At 73.2% G+C, this 16,850-nt stretch carries 19 protein-coding genes; 8 read left to right on the top strand and 11 right to left on the bottom strand.

Features of this window, described 5'->3' with window-relative positions; all coding sequences use genetic code 11:
• Positions 1-178: 178 nt before the first annotated feature.
• Entirely contained in the window at positions 179-433 is a 255-nt protein-coding gene (locus B5D80_RS23580; RefSeq protein WP_088646130.1) for a glutaredoxin family protein, read from the bottom strand.
• A gap of 708 nt (positions 434-1,141) precedes the next feature.
• Between B5D80_RS23580 and B5D80_RS23575 the strand changes: the two genes are divergently transcribed.
• The 3 genes from B5D80_RS23575 (at position 1,142) to B5D80_RS23565 (ending at position 4,243) form a co-directional block, all read left to right on the top strand.
• Entirely contained in the window at positions 1,142-2,173 is a 1,032-nt protein-coding gene (locus B5D80_RS23575) for an ECF subfamily RNA polymerase sigma factor, BldN family (protein ID WP_088646109.1), read from the top strand.
• Positions 2,174-2,404: 231 nt separating this feature from the next.
• Positions 2,405-3,268 (top strand): DUF5667 domain-containing protein, encoded by an 864-nt coding sequence (locus B5D80_RS23570; protein WP_088646108.1) that lies wholly within the window; start codon positions 2,405-2,407, stop codon positions 3,266-3,268.
• Between the two features lie 75 nt (positions 3,269-3,343).
• Positions 3,344-4,243 (top strand): HAD family hydrolase, encoded by a 900-nt coding sequence (locus tag B5D80_RS23565; protein ID WP_425437243.1) that lies wholly within the window; start codon positions 3,344-3,346, stop codon positions 4,241-4,243.
• A gap of 42 nt (positions 4,244-4,285) precedes the next feature.
• On the opposite strand, the gene B5D80_RS23560 is transcribed toward B5D80_RS23565, so the two are convergent.
• The 5 genes from B5D80_RS23560 to B5D80_RS23540 all read right to left on the bottom strand — a co-directional run bounded on the left by B5D80_RS23560 (position 4,286) and on the right by B5D80_RS23540 (position 8,100).
• Positions 4,286-5,143: a lysophospholipid acyltransferase family protein gene (locus tag B5D80_RS23560; protein ID WP_088646129.1), complete on the bottom strand. Its 858-nt coding sequence runs from the start codon at positions 5,141-5,143 to the stop codon at positions 4,286-4,288.
• A gap of 143 nt (positions 5,144-5,286) precedes the next feature.
• Positions 5,287-6,360 (bottom strand): NAD-dependent epimerase/dehydratase family protein, encoded by a 1,074-nt coding sequence (locus tag B5D80_RS23555; RefSeq protein ID WP_088646106.1) that lies wholly within the window; start codon positions 6,358-6,360, stop codon positions 5,287-5,289.
• A gap of 119 nt (positions 6,361-6,479) precedes the next feature.
• A complete protein-coding gene (locus B5D80_RS23550; RefSeq protein ID WP_007465623.1) occupies positions 6,480-6,581 on the bottom strand; it encodes a 30S ribosomal protein bS22 in 102 nt (33 codons plus the stop codon).
• 207 nt (positions 6,582-6,788) lie between these two features.
• On the bottom strand, positions 6,789-7,001 hold the full coding sequence (locus tag B5D80_RS23545; RefSeq protein WP_088646105.1) for a helix-turn-helix domain-containing protein: 213 nt from the start codon (positions 6,999-7,001) through the stop codon (positions 6,789-6,791).
• Positions 7,002-7,179: 178 nt separating this feature from the next.
• Positions 7,180-8,100 carry a proline dehydrogenase family protein gene (locus B5D80_RS23540; protein WP_088646128.1) on the bottom strand — a complete coding sequence of 307 codons (921 nt, stop codon included), beginning with the start codon at positions 8,098-8,100 and terminating at the stop codon, positions 7,180-7,182.
• 143 nt (positions 8,101-8,243) lie between these two features.
• On the opposite strand from B5D80_RS23540, the gene B5D80_RS23535 reads away from it, so the two are divergent.
• From B5D80_RS23535 to B5D80_RS23525, 3 genes are read left to right on the top strand one after another with little or no spacing between them, the layout of a single operon-like run.
• Positions 8,244-8,519 carry a hypothetical protein gene (locus B5D80_RS23535; protein ID WP_245854933.1) on the top strand — a complete coding sequence of 92 codons (276 nt, stop codon included), beginning with the start codon at positions 8,244-8,246 and terminating at the stop codon, positions 8,517-8,519.
• A gap of 2 nt (positions 8,520-8,521) precedes the next feature.
• Positions 8,522-9,688, top strand: a complete 1,167-nt coding sequence (locus B5D80_RS23530; protein WP_088646104.1) for a glutathionylspermidine synthase family protein — start codon at positions 8,522-8,524, stop codon at positions 9,686-9,688.
• Between the two features lie 19 nt (positions 9,689-9,707).
• Entirely contained in the window at positions 9,708-10,256 is a 549-nt protein-coding gene (locus B5D80_RS23525; RefSeq protein WP_088646103.1) for a CGNR zinc finger domain-containing protein, read from the top strand.
• A 35-nt stretch (positions 10,257-10,291) separates the two neighbouring features.
• On the opposite strand, the gene B5D80_RS23520 is transcribed toward B5D80_RS23525, so the two are convergent.
• Both B5D80_RS23520 and B5D80_RS23515 read right to left on the bottom strand, forming a co-directional pair.
• Positions 10,292-11,098, bottom strand: coding sequence for a sugar phosphate isomerase/epimerase family protein (locus B5D80_RS23520; protein ID WP_211291623.1), 807 nt, complete (start codon positions 11,096-11,098; stop codon positions 10,292-10,294).
• 76 nt (positions 11,099-11,174) lie between these two features.
• Complete coding sequence (locus B5D80_RS23515; protein WP_088646101.1) at positions 11,175-12,119, bottom strand: Ppx/GppA phosphatase family protein; 945 nt, start codon at positions 12,117-12,119, stop codon at positions 11,175-11,177.
• 73 nt (positions 12,120-12,192) lie between these two features.
• On the opposite strand from B5D80_RS23515, the gene B5D80_RS23510 reads away from it, so the two are divergent.
• Positions 12,193-13,005, top strand: coding sequence for a DUF3109 family protein (locus B5D80_RS23510; RefSeq protein WP_211291622.1), 813 nt, complete (start codon positions 12,193-12,195; stop codon positions 13,003-13,005).
• A 13-nt stretch (positions 13,006-13,018) separates the two neighbouring features.
• On the opposite strand, the gene B5D80_RS23505 is transcribed toward B5D80_RS23510, so the two are convergent.
• Positions 13,019-13,702 (bottom strand): response regulator transcription factor, encoded by a 684-nt coding sequence (locus tag B5D80_RS23505; protein WP_067314784.1) that lies wholly within the window; start codon positions 13,700-13,702, stop codon positions 13,019-13,021.
• The gene (locus B5D80_RS23500; protein WP_088646100.1) at positions 13,699-15,009 is read right to left on the bottom strand and encodes a sensor histidine kinase; all 1,311 of its coding nucleotides are present in this window, start codon (positions 15,007-15,009) and stop codon (positions 13,699-13,701) included. The genes B5D80_RS23505 and B5D80_RS23500 overlap by 4 nt, the downstream gene beginning before the upstream one ends.
• Before the next feature lie 212 nt (positions 15,010-15,221).
• Here B5D80_RS23500 and phoU point away from each other — a divergent pair, with 212 nt between their 5' ends.
• Complete coding sequence (gene phoU / locus B5D80_RS23495; protein WP_088646099.1) at positions 15,222-15,875, top strand: phosphate signaling complex protein PhoU; 654 nt, start codon at positions 15,222-15,224, stop codon at positions 15,873-15,875.
• Positions 15,876-15,947: 72 nt separating this feature from the next.
• Here the strand turns inward: phoU and B5D80_RS23490 are convergent, their stop codons facing one another.
• Positions 15,948-16,715, bottom strand: a complete 768-nt coding sequence (locus tag B5D80_RS23490) for a phosphoglyceromutase (protein ID WP_088646098.1) — start codon at positions 16,713-16,715, stop codon at positions 15,948-15,950.
• Positions 16,716-16,850: the final 135 nt, after the last annotated feature.

The raw sequence follows: 16,850 nt of genomic DNA, 5'->3' as shown, positions 1-16,850 counted from the left end.
GCGCTTGTGAAGACGTGCACAAATCGCGATCTTGCTGAATCGCGGCCCCCGTGCACCTGCTCCCCCATCCCGCAAGATCGATCGGGCACGCCAGCGGTGCCGCCGCGCGATTATTGCGCAATCCCGACTTCTCTCACCAATCGCGCTCGCTCGATGACCCAGGGTGATCCGCGCCACCCTAGAGCTGGGGGGTGGTCAGGTCGCGCAGCAACCGCTCCTCCTCCACCCGCCAGTAGCCGTGCTCCTTGCCGTCGAGCAGCACCACCGGCAGCCGGTCGCCGTACTCGCGCTCCAGCTCCACGTCGCCGGTGACGTCCCTCTCCACCCACCGGTCCCCGGTGACCGCCACCACCCGGTCCAGCGCGGCCTTGGCGTCGTCGCACAGGTGGCAACCGGGCCGGGTGATCAGGGCGAGCCGGGCGGCAGTGGACATCGGGACCTCCGGGTGAGGGCGGCCGGACTCGGCCGCGACGGGGATGCGCGCGGTGGACGGACCGCTGCGCACCGGTGCCGGGTGCCCGGGGCGGGCCGGGCGCACCCGCCCAGTCTCGCCCGTCCCCGGGTGCGGCACACCCGGGACGCCCGAGCCGGTCGCGCGGTGGCTGAGTCTGACACGCCGTCGGCCGCCCGGCCAGGCCCACACACCGAACCGTCACGCAGCGTCAACCGGACCACCCGAACGGGGCCGCCGCGACCGCCCCCGGGGGCGCGCCGGGCGGACCCGCGGGCACCCGTCGCCGGAGCTGCGGGGCGGGGTGTCGGGGACCTTCCACCACCCCCCTGGGCTGCAATTTCCATCAGGGAACAAGTCGCGACGTGAAAGTCAACCGACCACGACGGACAACCGGTCCGCCAGGGGTCGGCGGGCCGGGCAAATACTTTGGCCCTGTGTAACGGACTTGGCACACGCGGGTGACGTTGGCCCTATCATCACTCGGGTCGGCTCACCCCATTTGCCGTGAGTCGACACCCCTCAGCCCGAGGAGGCCCCCGTGCCTGTGCGCGCATTGGACCAGCACCTCAAGGGGATCTGCCGCGCGTCGGCACCCCCCCACACGGCCCTGCCCGTCCGGGGCAGACCCGGCACGGCGGCCGCCCGCCGCCGTCCGGTCACGGTCGTGACCCGCTGCGGGGAGGCCCGGTGACCGCCTTCGGCTACCCGGACCGTCCCACCGGACTCACCGGGCCGACGCCCCGGGCGGCGGTCAACGAACGGCTCGACCCGTCCCGCCCGGAGGCGACGCCCCGCCGGCCGCACCAGCGCCCGCACCCCAACGAGGCGGCCCCCCGGCCCGCCGCCCCCGGCGGCAACGCCACGCCGGCCGGCCGGGTGACCTCCCACTCCCGGCCCCCCATGCCGACGCAGACCCGACGGGTCGGTGAGCCGCCCGCCGTCACCGATCCGGCCGGCGGGGAGACCGCCGTGATCCCGGTGGTGCCCGCCGACGACACCGCCGTCATCCCGGCCGTACCCGCCGACGACACCGCCCTGATCCCGGCCGTGCCCGACGCGCAGCCGGCGGTGCCGGCCGCCGGACCGCCCACCACCGCGGCGCCGCCCGCCGGTACCTCCCCCACCGGCTTCCCGAGCCGCCCCGACCCGTCCGACCCGGCCACCGAGGTCTGGACGCTGGTGGAGCGGGCCCAGGCCGGCGAGGCCGAGGCGTTCGGCCTGATCTACGACCGGTACGTGGACACCGTCTTCCGGTTCGTCTACTTCCGGGTCGGCAACCGGCAACTGGCCGAGGACCTGACCTCGGACACCTTCCTGCGCGCCCTCAAGCGCATCGGCAGCTTCACCTGGCAGGGCCGCGACCTCGGCGCCTGGCTGGTCACCATCGCCCGCAACCTGGTCGCCGACCACTTCAAGTCCGGCCGCTACCGGCTGGAGGTGACCACCGGCGACGTGCTCGACGCCGACCGGGAGGACCGGGGGCCGGAGGGCAGCCCCGAAGCGGCGGTGGTCGAACACGTCACCAACGTCGCGCTGCTCACCGCCGTCACCCGGCTCAACCCGGAGCAGCAGGAGTGCATCGTGCTCCGCTTCCTCCAGGGCCTCTCGGTGGCCGAGACCGCCCGTGCGATGGGCAAGAACGAGGGAGCGATCAAGGCGTTGCAGTACCGGGCGGTCCGCGCGCTGGCCCGTCTGCTTCCGGACGGTTTCCAGCCCTGACCTGCCGCGACGATCACTCTTCGTGATTTCACTCCCGACCGTCCCGTAACCGGGGCCCGGCGCGGAGCGTTTCTCCGGGTGCGGCCGGTGGTTGTCCGGCGCGTCCCCCGGACCCGTCCCGGTCCGGAGCAGCGCCGCCGACCACGACCCTGGTACGACGGTGCACGCCGCCGCCGGTCGCGTGGACCACCGCGGCCGACCGGCCGTGACCAGCGAGAGGGGGTGCCTGCGGTGGACAGCGACCTTTTCTCCCGTCGTCGGGCCGTACGCTTCGCCCAGCTTCTCGACGAGGCCAACGGCGGCCGTCGCCACCACGTCCGGTCCCGCGCCGACGACCAGCTCACCAGGCTCGTGACGGTCGGGCAGCGGCTCGTCGCCGAGCGACCCGACATCCAGGTGGACGTCGAGTTCCGCGCCGGCCTGCGGGCCATGCTGGTGGCCGCCGCCGAACGCGGGCACGCCGCCGAACCGGTCACCGACGCCACGTCGCAGGTCACCGGCCGGGGCTCCCTGCTCGGCGGGGCGACCGCCCGACGGGCCCGGGCCCGGGGTGCCATCCTGGTCGGCATCGCGGCCGGGGCGGTCGCCGTCTCCGGCATCTCGGCCGCCAGCGAGAACGCGGTGCCGGGCGACGCCCTGTACGGCATGAAGCGCTCCACCGAACGCGCTCAACTCGCCCTGGCCAGCTCGGACGTCAGCCGGGGGCAGCTCTTCCTCGACTTCGCCCGGACCCGGCTCGACGAGGCGGCCACGCTCCGCGACGACGCGACCGGGTTCGACGCGGTCCTCGACGACATGGACGCCGACACCCGCCAGGGCGTACGACTGCTCACCGGCGGTGCCGTGCAGCACGGCGATCCGGCGGCGCTGGACGCGGTGAACACCTTCGTCAGCGGGCAGCGCCGGGCGGTCGGTGGCCTGCTCGACGGGGCCGGCTCCGCCGAACGGGAACGCACCCGGCAGTCCCTCGCCCTGCTCGACGCCATCCGCCGGCGCTCCGACGCGCTGCGGACCGCGCTCGGCTGCGCGCTGCCCGCCCCGGTCGGCAGCGACGCCCTCGGCCCGGTGCCCGGCACCTGCCCGACCGACCGCTGACCGGCGACGGAGCCGCACGCCACAGTTCCCGCGCCGACCGGTCGGCCACGGTCCACGCCCGGACTAGGCTCGATCATGCAGGGTCGCTCGTCGGAGGGAGGTGCCATGGCCGGCACCCGCAGGGTCACGGTCAGCACCGACGCCCACGGACACACCACCGGCTGGGCGGACGCGACGGCCGTCGGGCCCACGCCGACCGACCCCCGCGCCGCCGCGTTCTTCGACGTCGACAACACGATGATGCGCGGTGCGTCGATCTACTGGTTCGCCCGGGGGCTCGCCGCCCGCCGCTACTTCACCACCGGCGACCTGGCCCGGTTCGCCTGGCAGCAGACCCGGTACCGGGTGCTGGCCACCGAGCACGCCGGCGACATGTCGCAGGCCCGGCAGGCCGCCCTCGCCTTCGTCGAGGGCTGGCGGGTCGGTGACGTCGAACGGCTCGCCGAGGAGATCTTCGACGAGTTGATGGCACCCCGGATCTGGGCCGGCACCCGTCGGCTCGCCCAGCGGCACCTCGACGCCGGGCAGCGGGTCTGGCTGGTCAGCGCCGCGCCGGTGGAGATCGGCCGGGTGATCGCCGCCCGACTCGGTCTGACCGGCGCGATCGGCACCGTCGCCGAGGTGGTCGACGGGACCTACACCGGTCGGCTGGTGGGCGAGCTGATGCACGGGCCGGCCAAGGCCGAGGCGGTCAGCCAACTCGCCACGGTCGAAGGGCTCGACCTGCCCCGCTGCACCGCCTACAGCGACTCCAGCAACGACCTGCCGATGCTCACCGCGGTGGGACGCGCGGTGGCGGTCAACCCGGACGGCGCGTTGCTGCGGGTGGCCCGGGAACGGGGCTGGGAGGTGCGGGACTTCCGCACCGGTCGCCGGGCCGCGCGGATCGCCGTACCGTCGACGGCCGCGCTCGGGTTGCTGGCCGGCGCGGTCTCCGCCGGTCGGGCGCTGCACCGACGCCGCCGCCCGGCCTGACCGGGGCCACCGCGTTGCCCGGGGCACCGGGGGCGGGAGCGGTCAGGGGCCGAACGGGTCGGGGCGGCGTTCCAGTAGCTGGTGCAGGGTCTGCTGGATGGTCTCCCGGACCTGGTCGGCGAGGTTGAACACGACCAGCGGGTCGTCGGCCGAGTCGGTCAGGTGCGCGGTCGGGATCGGCGGGCAGAACTCGATCAACCACTTGCTCGGCAGCGGCACCATGCCCAGCGGCCCCAGCCACGGGAACGTCGGGGTGACCGGGAAGTAGGGCAGCTTGAGCAGCCGGGCCAGCGGCTTGATGTCGGCCAGCATCGGATAGATCTCCTCGCCGCCGACGATGGCGACCGGGACGATCGGGGTGCCGGTGCGCAGCGCCGCCGAGACGAAGCCGCCCCGACCGAAGCGTTGCAGCTTGTAGCGGTCGGAGTAGAGCTTGCCGATGCCCTTGAACCCCTCCGGGAAGACGCCCACCAGCTCGCCGTTGCCGAGCAGCCGCTCGGCGTCCGGGTTGCAGGCGACCGTACCGCCGGTCTTGCGGGCCAGCTCGGAGACGACGGGCATCCGGAAGACCAGGTCCGCGCCGAGCAACCGCAGGTAGCGGTGGGCGGGATGCTGGTCGTGCAGGGCCGCGGAGAGGATCAGCGCGTCCAGGGCCACCGTGCCGGAGTGGTTGCCGACCACCAGGCCGGCGCCGTCGGCGGGCACGTGTTCCAGGCCGGTGACCTCGGTACGGAACCAGTCGCGGTAGAGCAGCCGCAGCAGCGGGTGGAAGACCGTCCCGGTCAGCTCCGGATCGAAGCCGAACTCGTCCACCTCGTACTGGCCGGACAGGCGGCGGCGCAGGAACGCCAGCCCGGAGGCGACCCGGCGGTCCCACTGGTCACCGGGCCGCTCCACCACGGGGGAACCCGCACCGGAGGCGGCTGAACCGGAGCCGGCCGGGGTGGGGTGGGTCGTCGCGGGGACGGTCGGGTCGGGGCCCGACCCGTTGCGCGAGGCGGGGGCGGGTGTCGTGGTGAGCCGACGGTGGCCGTTCTGCGCGGTCACGTACGGTCCCGGACGGCGGAGCGGACCTGCCGGATGCTCTCCAGCACCACCTGCTCGGCGGCGGCGAGCCGGTCCGGGGTGACCACCACACCGCCGTGGTGGGCCCGGACGAAGTCGTCGAACGCCGCTGCCGTGGTGCGCGGGGTGAAGCCGTACTCCCGGGTCAGCCGGCGGGTGTCGACCACCCGGCCGTGCACGATCAGGTCGACCTGGTCGAGGCCGTAGCGGCCGAAGCCGAGGTTACGGGCGATCGCGGCGGCCCCGGACAGCCCCGGCTCCCACACCGGCACGGCCACCCGGCCGGCCCGGCGGATCGCCTGGGACAGCGAGAGCACCCCCGGCCCGGCCACGTTGTACGTGCCCGGATGGTCCTCGGCGACGGACCGGTGCAGCACCTCGAGGGCGTCGTCGAAGTGCACGAACTGGAGCCGGGGGTCACGGCCGAAGACGGTGGGCACCACCGGCTGGGAGAGGTAGCGGGTGAGCGTGGTGTCGGCGGTGGAGCCGATGAACGGGGCGAACCGCAGCACCGTCGCGGTCACGTCGGGCCGACGGCGGCGGAAGCCGCGCACGTACCCCTCGATGTCGAGGATGTCGCGGCCGAAGCCGCCGCGCGGCACCTCGCGGGGCTCGGTCTCCTCGGTGAAGACCGCCGGGTCGCGGAAGGACGCGCCGTAGGCGGCGGTCGACGACCGGACCACCAGCTTGCGCAGCCGGGGTGCCCGCTGGCAGGCGGCGAGGAGCTGCATGGTGCCGATGACGTTCTGTTCCTTCATCGCTGCCCGTCCGCCGTGCTGCGGGTCGGGGGCGGTGACCAGGGCGAGGTGGACCACGGCGGCGACGTCGAGGTCGGCCAGCAGCCCGCCGAGCGAGTCGAGGTCCAGCCGGATGCGTTCCACCCGGTCGAGCAGGCCGGCGAACTCGGGGCCGGGGGTGGCCGGGTCGATGCCGATCACCCGTTCGATCCGGGGGTCGGCGGCGAGCCGGGCGGCGACGTGCGCACCGAGGTAACGACCGACCCCGGTCACGACGACGACCCCCGGAGCACCTGGGGTGCCACCGGGGGTCATCGTGCACGCCCTGACCGGCAGGAGAGATCGAGCCGGGATGTCCGCGGCCTGATCACCTGAGCCTCCGGGGGTCGACAGATGGCAAGTGGTGCCGGACGCCGGGGGTGACCCGGCGTCGGTCACTTGCCGAGACGGCGACGCTGGACGCGGGTCTTGCGCAGCAGCTTGCGGTGCTTCTTCTTAGCCATGCGCTTGCGACGCTTCTTGACCACCGAGCCCATACGACAGCCTTTCAATGCAACGTTCGGGACGGACCCTCGGCGTCGAGATGGTGACGCCGGTGGCCGCTTTACGGACAACGGACCTGGACCAGCCTGGTGGCGTCGGGGCACACCGGCGCACGGTCAGATCGGGCTCCAGGGTAGCCGGAGAGCGTCAGCAGGACCAACGCGCCCCCGTCGATGCCCGTTACGTCGCGATCGGCCGGGTCAGGCGGTCTCCTGGAACGCCCCCCGCAGATAGTCGTGCACCGCGTGCTCGGGCACCCGGAACGACCGGCCCACCCGCACGGCGGTGAGTTCACCGCTGTGCACCAGGCGGTAGACCGTCATCTTGGAGACCCGCATCACCGAGGCGACCTCGGCGACCGTGAGGAACCTGACGTCCGACAGCCGACCGTCGGAGGACTGCGACCCGGCCATGGCTCACCCGACCCATCCCATGCCCGGCGCGCGCCACCCGACGGAGCTCCCGAACGGGCCGGCAACGCGCGTGTTACCAGTACGGTAGCGGGGCGGCTGTGACCTGCGCGATCCCTTCCCACAACTGATCGCGCTCCAGGCGTCGTTCACCCGGTCGTGACCTGGTGTTCCCGGTGGCCTACTTCTTCGAGGCCAGGGCCCGGCCGAAGAAGACCAGGTTCGCGGGACGCTCGGCGAGACGGCGCATCAGGTAGCCGTACCAGTCCTCCCCGTACGGCAGGTAGGTGCGCACCGTGTAGCCCTCGCCGGCCAGCCGGGCCTGCTCCTCGGGGCGGATGCCATACAGCATCTGGAACTCGAACTCGTCGGGCCCCCGGTCGAACCAGCGGGCCCGGTCCTCGCCGATGGCGATCAGGCGCGGGTCGTGGGTCGCCAGCATCGGGTAGCCCGCCCCGGACATCAGCACGTTGAGGCAGCGCACGTACGACTTGTCCACCTCGCGGGCCGACTGGTACGCCACCGACTCCGGCTCGGCGTACGCGCCCTTGCACAACCGGACCCGCGACCCGGCACCGGCCAGCTCCCGGCAGTCCGACTCGGTCCGCCGCAGGTACGCCTGGAGCACCGCGCCGGTCGACGGGTGGTCCTTACGCAGCTTGACCAGCGTGTCCAGGGTCGAGTCGGTGGTGGTGTGGTCCTCCATGTCCAGGGTGACCGTGGTGCCCGCCTCGTCGGCCGCCACGCAGATCGCCCGCGCGTTGTCGTAGGCCAACCGCTCGTCGAAGCGCTGGCCGAGGGCGGAGAGCTTCACGCTCACCTCGGCGGCCGGGGCGAGCCCGGCGGCGTCGAGCGCCCGCAGCAGGGCGAGGTACTCGTCCCGGGTGGCGGTGGCCTGCTCTGCGGTGACGGTGTCCTCGCCGAGGTTGTCGAGGGTGACCCGGAGGCCGTCGGCGACGAGTTCGCGGGTGGCGCGCAACGCGTCGTCGGTGCCGGTGCCGGCGACGAACCGGCGGACGACGTCCCGGGTGAGCGGGGCCGTCGCGACGAGCCGCTCGACCTGGGATGACCGGGAGGCGGCGAGGATGACGGAACGGAGCATGAGCCGAGCGTAACGCCCGACGGTGCGGCCGCGCCCGGCGGCGGGGCGGACCGGTTCCGGCCACGGCAGCGGGCCGGTTCCGGCCACGGCAGCGGGCCGGTCAGGGGACGCGCCGGTGGCGTGGATCAGTTACAACCATGAACGTGGAACGACACCCCCGCCGCCGGCTGCGGTCGGCCTCCGTGCAGCTCGGCGCGCTCACCGCGCTGGCACTCGCCCTCTCCGGCTGCAACCTCACCTCCGACGACGACGATGACGACTGCGCCCTCGGGCCGGTCGGTGGCGGGGACACCGTGGCGCTCGCCATGCAGGTGCCGACCGTCGGCATCGACCCCCGGGCCGCCGCGCCCGACCCGGTGGCCGGCGCGCTGCCGGAGCGCGGCGGGTTCGGCACCCATCTCGCCTCCTGCGGCGGCTGACGGTGCGCCGGGAGCGGGTCACCCCCCGCCCGGACTCCGACGCGGTGATCCGCACCCAGGGCCTGGTGTACGTCGACACCGAACTGCCCGACGGCGAGATCATGTCGTACTGGGACGAGTCCGCCGCGTACGCCTTCGACCTCGACGAGGTGCTGCGGCTGGAGGAGGCGACCGAGGAGCTGCACCGGATGTCGGTGGCCGCCGCCGAGCACGTGGTGGCCCGCAACCGGTACGCCGAGTTCGGCATCCCTGCCTGGGCGGCGCAGGCGGTCGCCCGGTCGCTGCACGAGCGCCCGCCCACCCTGTACGGCCGGTTCGACCTCGCCTACGACGGCTCGTGGCCGCCGAAGCTGCTGGAGTACAACGCCGACACCCCGACCGCCCTGGTCGAGGCGAGCATCGTGCAGTGGTACTGGCTGGAGGACACCCGGCCCGACGCCGACCAGTGGAACAGCCTGCACGAGCGGCTGGTCGGGGCGTGGGCCAAGATCGGGGCGGGGCTGCACGACCGGCGGGTGCACGTGTGCTGGTCCAACGAGGAGGAGTCGGGCGAGGACCAGATCACCGCCGGCTACCTGGCCGAGACGGCCCGGCAGGCCGGGCTGGACGTGACCCTGCTGCCGATCCAGCACGTCGGGTGGGACGGCCGGCGCTTCGTCGACGCCGCCGACCGGCCGGTCACCACCTGCTTCAAGCTCTACCCCTGGGAGTGGATGCTGGCCGAGCCGTACGGCCGGCCGGCGCTGGAGCCGGGCACGCCGACCACCTGGATCGAACCGGCCTGGAAGCTGCTGCTGTCGAACAAGGCGCTGCTGGCCGTGCTCTGGGAGCTGTTCCCCGGGCACGAGTACCTGCTGCCGGCGTACCTGGACTCGCCGCGCGGGATGCCGGAGTACGTGGCGAAGCCGCTGCTCGGCCGGGAGGGTGGTTCGGTACGCATCGTGACCGGCGACACGGAGATCAGCAATCCCGGCATCTATGGCGACGAGGGTTTCTGCTATCAGGAGTTCCGGCCGTTGCCGCAGTTCGACGGGGGTCGGATGGTGCTCGGTAGCTGGATCGTCGACGGCGAGTCCGCAGGTGTCGGCATCCGGGAGAGCGAAAGTCTGATCACCGACGGTTACGCGCGCTTCCTGCCGCACTACATCGACGCGCCGCGTGCCGCGTGAGTCGTCTACCGTTGGTCGGGTGAACTTCGACGCGTACGCCAGGACCGGGGTTGACCTCGTCAACGCCCACCTGGACGACCTCGACGACCTGCGGGCCCTCATTCCGGACGAGAACGCGTGGATGCGCGACGAGGTGGCCGACCGGGACCTGGCGGTCTTCCGACGGGCGCAGAAGCGGTTGCGCGACGTCTTCGAGTACGGCACCTCGGGGCGCGACGCCCAGGCGGTGGCCGAGCTGAACGCCCTGCTGGAGGCGTTCCCGGTGCAGCCGCGCATCTCCGGCCACGACTCCAGCGACTGGCACATGCACGTGACCAGCCGGGGCGCGTCGGTCAGCGCCGAATACCTGGCCGGGGCGGCGTGGGGCCTGTCGGTGTGGCTCTGCGAGTACGGCAGCGCCCGGTTCGGGGTCTGCGCCGACGAACGCTGCGGAAACGTCTACCTGGACACCTCGTCGAACTGCTGCCGCCGGTTCTGCTCGGAGCGTTGCGCCACCCGCTCGCACGTGGCCGCCCACCGCGCCCGCAAGCGCGCCGCCGAACAACCCACCCTCACCCCGGTCCCCTGAACCCCACTCACCGGGGCGGGGCGGGCGAGGCAGGGTCAGGCGTTGAGGGGGGTGGGGGCGGTGAGGTGGGCTCGGGCGAAGGCGAGGGACTCGCGCAGGTCGGCCTCGCGGACGGCGCGGCTCCTGGCGCCCCGGGTGGTGACCTCCACCGCGACCGAGCCGGTGAAGCCGCGTCCGGCCAGGGAACGCAGCAGTTCGGCGCAGGGTTGGGTGCCCCGGCCGGGCACCAGGTGCTCGTCGCGGCCCTCGCCGGTGCCGTCGCCGAGGTGGACGTGGGCCAGGCCGGCACCCATCCGGTCGGCCATCGCCAGCGGGTCGCTGTGCGACGCGGCACAGTGCGACAGGTCGAGGGTGTACGCGGGGTAGCCGACCTCGGTCGGGTCCCAGCCGGGCACGTACGGCACGAACTGCCGGCCGGCCATCCGCACCGGGTACATGTTCTCCACCGCGAAGTGCAGCCCGGTGAACCGGTCGGCGACGGTGCGCAGCCCGTCGGCGAAGTTGCGGGCGTAGTCGCGCTGCCAGGTGAACGGCGGGTGCACCACCACCGTGGGCGCCTCCAGCGTGTCGGCCAGCTCGGCGGCCCGCCGCAGCCGTTCCCACGGGTCGGGGCTCCACACCCGCTGGGTGACGAGCAGGCAGGGGGCGTGCACCGACAGCACCGGGACGCCGTAGTGCTCGGCGAGGCCGCGCAGCGCCCCGGCGTCCTGGCTGACGGCGTCGGTCCAGACCATCACCTCGACCCCGTCGTAGCCGAGTGCCGCGGCGAGCTGGAACGCCGCCGCGGTCCGCTCAGGAAAGACCGAGGAACTGGACAGGAGCACCGGGACGCGGGAAGTCACATCCCCGAGGGTAGCCCGGCCCGCCACCACAGTTCCGGACGAGCAGCGGCAAAAGCCGCGCAACGACCGGCGTACGTCACATCGGTTCGAGCTGATCCAACCGTCTGAGGATGACGCCCTCACGCAGCGCCCACGGGCAGATGTCCACCGCCGGCACGTCGAACCGGCGCAGCACCGCCTCGGCCACCACCGCCCCGGCCAGCAGCTGGTGCGCCCGACCGGCGCTCACCCCCTCCAGCTCGGGCAACTGGGCCGGCGGGATGTGCCTGACGAACCCCAGCACCTGCCGCAGCCCCGTGCGGGTGAGGCTGCGCCGCGCCCACAGGCCCGCCGAGGAGGGGGCCGCCCCGGCCAGCCGGGCCAGCGTCCGGAAGGTCTTCGAGGTGGCGACCGGCCGTTCCCAGCCGACCCCGGCCAGTTTCTCCACCACCGGGTCGAGCTGCGCGTCGACGTACTCGCGCAGCTCCTCGACGGCCTCGGCGGTCGGTGGGGTCGACCCGGCCGGGTCGACGTGCAGGCGTTCCCGGCTCAACCGGCCGGCACCCAGCGGCAGCGACACCGCCACCTCCGGGTCCTCGTCGATGCCGGCGGCCAGCTCCAGCGAGCCACCGCCGATGTCCATCGCCAGCAGCCGCCCCGCCGACCAGCCGAACCAGCGCCGGACCGCGAGGAACGTCGCCCGCGCCTCGTCCGCCCCGGAGAGCACCTCCAGCCGTACCCCGGTCTCCTCGCGGACCCGGGTCAGCACCTCGGCGGCGTTGGTGGCGTCGCGCACCGCGCTGGTGGCGAACGCCAGCAGGTCGTCGGCGGCCAGCGCGGTGGCCGACGCGCGGGCCGCCCCGACCGCCTGGACCAGCCCGTCCGCGCCGGCCCGGGTGAGCGCGCCGTCGGGGCCGATCTGCTCGGCCAGCCGCAGCACCACCTTCTCGGAGTGCGCGGCCCACGGGTGCGCGCCGTGGTGGGCGTCGACCACCAGCAGATGCACCGTGTTGGAACCGACGTCGAGCACACCCAGCCGCATGAGAAGACCCTAGGGCCACCGCGTTTCGACGGCACGCCGGCCGGCGGGTTCACTCACGCGTACGCTGGGCCGGGTGACGAGCCAGGTGGAGCTGCACGTGCTGGTGGACGGCCCCGACGACCCCCGCAGCCGGGAGGTCGGTCTGGACTTCCCCCGGGAGTGGATCGAGTTCGTCGACCCGGCCGACGAGCGGCACCTGGTGCGCGCCGACCTCACCTGGCTGCTGTCCCGCTGGACGTGCGTCTTCGGCCGGGGCTGCCACGGGATCGTCGCCGGGCGGGCCGCCGACGGGTGCTGCTCGCACGGCGCGTTCTTCACCGACGGCGACGACGAGAAGCGGGTCCGGGCGGCCGTCAAACGGCTCACCCCGCAGACCTGGCAGCACTTCCGCAAGGGTACGAAGAACTGGACCGCGACCGACACGATCGACGGCAAGAACCCGGCCCGGCGGACCGCCACCCGGGGCGAGGACGCGCCGTGCGTGTTCCTCAACGACGCCGACTTCCCCGGCGGGGGCGGGTGCGCGCTGCACGGCCAGGCGCTGCGCGACGGCGTGCACCCGTTGGAGTACAAGCCGGACGTCTGCTGGCAGCTGCCGATCCGCCGGGACCAGGAGTGGACCACCCGCCCCGACGACACGAAGGTGCTGGTGTCGACGCTCGCCGAGTTCGACAGGCGGGGCTGGGGCGCAGGCGGGCACGATCTGGACTGGTGGTGCACCTCGTCGACCGACGCGCACGTCGGCACCGAGCCGATGTACCTGTCGTACGGCCCGGAGCTGACCGCGCTGGTCGGCGCGCCCGCGTACGCGAAGCTGGCCGAGCTGTGCGCGGCCCGGCTGGGCCAGGGTCAGATCGCCCCGCACCCGGCCAGCCCGCAGGGGTGAACGGTGTGCCGGCCTACGGCTCGAACTTGTAGCCCAGCCCGCGCACGGTGACGATGAACCGGGGCGCGGACGGCTCCGGTTCGATCTTGGAACGCAGCCGCTTGACGTGCACGTCGAGGGTCTTGGTGTCACCGACGTAGTCGGCTCCCCAGACCCGGTCGATGAGCTGCCCCCGGGTGAGCACCCGGCCGGCGTTGCGCAGCAGCAGTTCCAGCAGCTCGAACTCCTTGAGCGGGAGCTGCACGGCCGCCCCGTCGACGGTCACCACGTGCCGTTCGATGTCCATCCGGACCGGGCCGGCGGCAAGCGTCGGGGCCCCCGACTCGGTCACCTCGGGGCTCTGCCGGCGCAGCACCGCCCGGATCCGGGCCACCAGCTCCCGGGGCGAGTACGGCTTGGTGACGTAGTCGTCGGCGCCGATCTCCAGCCCGACCACCTTGTCGATCTCGCTGTCCCGGGCGGTCACCATGATGATCGGCACGTGCGAGCGCTGCCGCAACTGCCGGCAGACCTCCGTCCCGGACATCTCCGGGAGCATCAGGTCGAGCAGCACGATGTCCGCGCCGGTCCGGTCGAACTCGGTGAGGGCGGAGGTGCCCGTCGCGGCGACGGAGACCTCGAAACCCTCCTTGCGGAGCATGTACGACAGGGCGTCGGAGAACGACTCCTCGTCCTCGACCACCAGTACGCGGCTCAACGGGGTGTTTCCTTTCCTACGGTCAGGCCCGGCGCAGGGTCGGTCGGGCCGGGCTCGATACCAGCGGACGGCAGTAGCGACTCCAGGGCGTCCGGAGGGCTGGCGGGTAGCCGGAGGGTGAACGTCGACCCCCCACCCAGGGTGCTCGCCACCTCCACCCGGCCGCCATGGTTGCTGGCGATGTGTTTGACGATGGCCAGGCCGAGGCCGGTGCCACCGGTGGCGCGGGACCGGGCCTGGTCGGCCCGGTAGAACCGCTCGAAGATCCGGTCGACGTCGGTGGGGGCGATGCCGATGCCCTGGTCGGTGACGGAGACCGTGACGTGGTCGTCGTCGGCCCGGGTGACGACCCGCACGGTGGTGTCCTCGCCGGAGTAGGTGATCGCGTTCTCCACCAGGTTGGACACGGCGGTGGCGAGCTGGCTGTCGCTGCCGTACGCGGTCAGGCCCCGCTGCCCCTCGGTGACCACCTGGACCCGGCGGGCGGTGGCCGAGGTGCGGGTGCGGTCGAGCACCTCGGCGATCACCCAGTCGACCGCGACGGGTTCCGGCGCGGGTTGCGGCTCGGCGCCCTGGAGCCGGGTCAGCTCCAGCAGCTCCTGCACCAGCCGGCCGAGCCGGGTCGACTCGTGCTGGATGCGCTCGGCGAACCGGCGGGCGGCCAGCATGTCCTCGGAGAGGTCGGGTGCGCCGTCGGCCGGCTCGGTGGCGTCGACGAGCGCCTCGGCGAGCAGTTGCAGCGCCCCGATCGGGGTCTTCAGCTCGTGGCTGACGTTGGCCACGAAGTCCCGCCGGACCCGGGCCAGCCGGTGCGACTCGGTCACGTCGGCCGCTTCGACGGCGATGTACCCGCCGCCGATGCCCATCGCCCGCAGGTGCACGCCGAGCGGGTTCTCCCCGGCGTTGTCGCGGCCACGGGGCAGGTCGAGTTCGATCTCGCGCCGCACCCCGGTCCGCCGGACCTGCCCGGCGAGGGTACGGATCAGCGGGTGGGCCGCGATGGAGCCGGGGGTGGCACCGGTACGGAGCAGTCCCATCGCCCGTGCTGCCGGGTTCACCAGCACCGGAACGTCGTCCGGGCCGAGCACCACGACACCGGCGCGCAGCGAGTCGATGGTCTTGCGGCCGAGCCCGGTCAGCCCGCCGGACTGGTCGTCGGGAATCGCACGCCTCCCCAGGTCCCCGTGGGGGCCCTCGCCCCCGGACGACGCCGCGCGGCGTCGCCAGGTCTGGACGGGCCGCGCCAGCAGCAGCCCGGCGACCAGTCCGGTCACCAGGGCCACCACGATCGCCACCGCCCATTCCACCCGGCGATCGTAGGGTCATTGTTAACCTGGCTATCGCCCATAACAGGACGAACCACACTCGCTTTGGCAGAAATTCACTCCCGGGCCCCGCGTCGTTCATCCGGGTTCATCTGGGCTCCCGTCGCCCCCGCCTACGGTGGGTCGCGCACCTGCTCAACCCGTACGCCAGCGGTCCCTCCGACCACCGGCGGCACCGACCCCAGGAAGTGACGATGCGCGACGAGTTCCGGGCCGACCTGCAGATCGTCAGCCAACTGCTGGTGGACATGGCCGACGGCGTACGCGCCGCGATGCGCCAGGCCACCCGCGGCCTGCTGACCGCCGACCGCGAGGCGTCCGAGGCCGTGATCGCGCGGGACGCCGAGATCGACGACCTCTACCAGCACGTCGAGGAGCGGGTCTGCGACCTGCTCGCCCGGCAGGCGCCGGTCGCCTCCGACCTGCGCGCGATGATCACCGCCCTGCACGTCGCGGCCGATCTGGAGCGGATGGGCGACCTGGCCGACCACGTGGCGAAGACCGCGCTGCGCCGGCACCCCTCCCCGGCGGTGCCGGCCGAGCTGCGGCCCGTCTTCACCGACATGGCCTCGGTCGCCGACCGGATGGCCGAGAAGATCGGCAAGGTGCTGGCCACCCCCGACGCCGACATCGCCGCCGAACTGGACCGCGACGACGACGTCATGGACGACCTGCACAAGAGCCTGTTCGGCATCCTGCTCGGCGACGAGTGGCCGTACGGGGTTGAGACCGCCATCGACGCCACCCTGCTCGGCCGGTTCTACGAGCGGTTCGCCGACCACGCGGTCAACGCCGGTGAGCGGGTGGTCTACCTGATCACCGGGGAGACCACCCCCACCGCTGGCTGACCCGCGCCGCCCGACGACGGCGAAGGGCTCCCGGCCCGGCGGAGTCGCCGGGCCGGGAGCCCTGTCGTCAGGTCAGCGGCCCTGGTTGGCGACCGCGGCGGCGGCCTCCTTGGCGGCGGCCGGGTCGAGGTAGGTCCCGCCCAGGGTGAGCGGGCGCAGCTGCGGGTCGAGGTCGTAGCGCAGCGGGATGCCGGTGGGGATGTTCAGCTTGGCGATCGCCTCGTCGGAGATCTGGTCGAGGTGCTTGACCAGGGCACGCAGCGAGTTGCCGTGCGCCGCCACCAGGACGGTGCGGCCGGCGAGGATGTCCGGCACGATCGAGTCGTACCAGTACGGGAGCATCCGCGCCACCACGTCCTTGAGGCACTCGGTGCGCGGCATCAGCTCGGTCGGCAGCAGCGCGTACCGCGGGTCACCGACCTGGGAGAACTCGTCGTCGTCGGCGATCGGCGGCGGCGGCGTGTCGTACGAGCGACGCCAGAGCATGAACTGCTCCTCGCCGTACTCGTCAAGGGTCTGCTTCTTGTTCTTGCCCTGCAGGGCGCCGTAGTGCCGCTCGTTGAGCCGCCACGACCGGCGCACCGCGATCCAGTGCCGGTCGGCGGCGTTCAGCGCCAGCTCGGCGGTGCGGATCGCCCGGCGCATCACGCTGGTGTGCACCACGTCCGGCAGCAGGTCGTGCTCGCGCAGCAGTTCGCCGCCGCGGCGCGCCTCCGCCTCGCCCTTGGCGGTCAGGTCGACGTCGACCCAGCCGGTGAAGAGGTTCTTCGCGTTCCAGTCGCTCTCGCCGTGCCGCAGCAGGACCAGCGTCCCGACGGTGGGCCCCTCGCTCGCAGTCATGCCGATCATCCTGCCGCACGGCGTCCGGGGACACGCGGGCGGTGGTGGTGACGACCACCACGTGGAAAAACGGATGACCGGTGTCCGACCCCGGAACTAGGTTGTAAGGCGCTTCAAGGACAGCGGTCATTACCT

Origin of the sequence: Micromonospora wenchangensis, assembly GCF_002210435.1 — a bacterium.
GTDB lineage: Bacteria > Actinomycetota > Actinomycetes > Mycobacteriales > Micromonosporaceae > Micromonospora > Micromonospora wenchangensis.
This window is presented reverse-complemented; position numbering and strand designations above follow the sequence as displayed.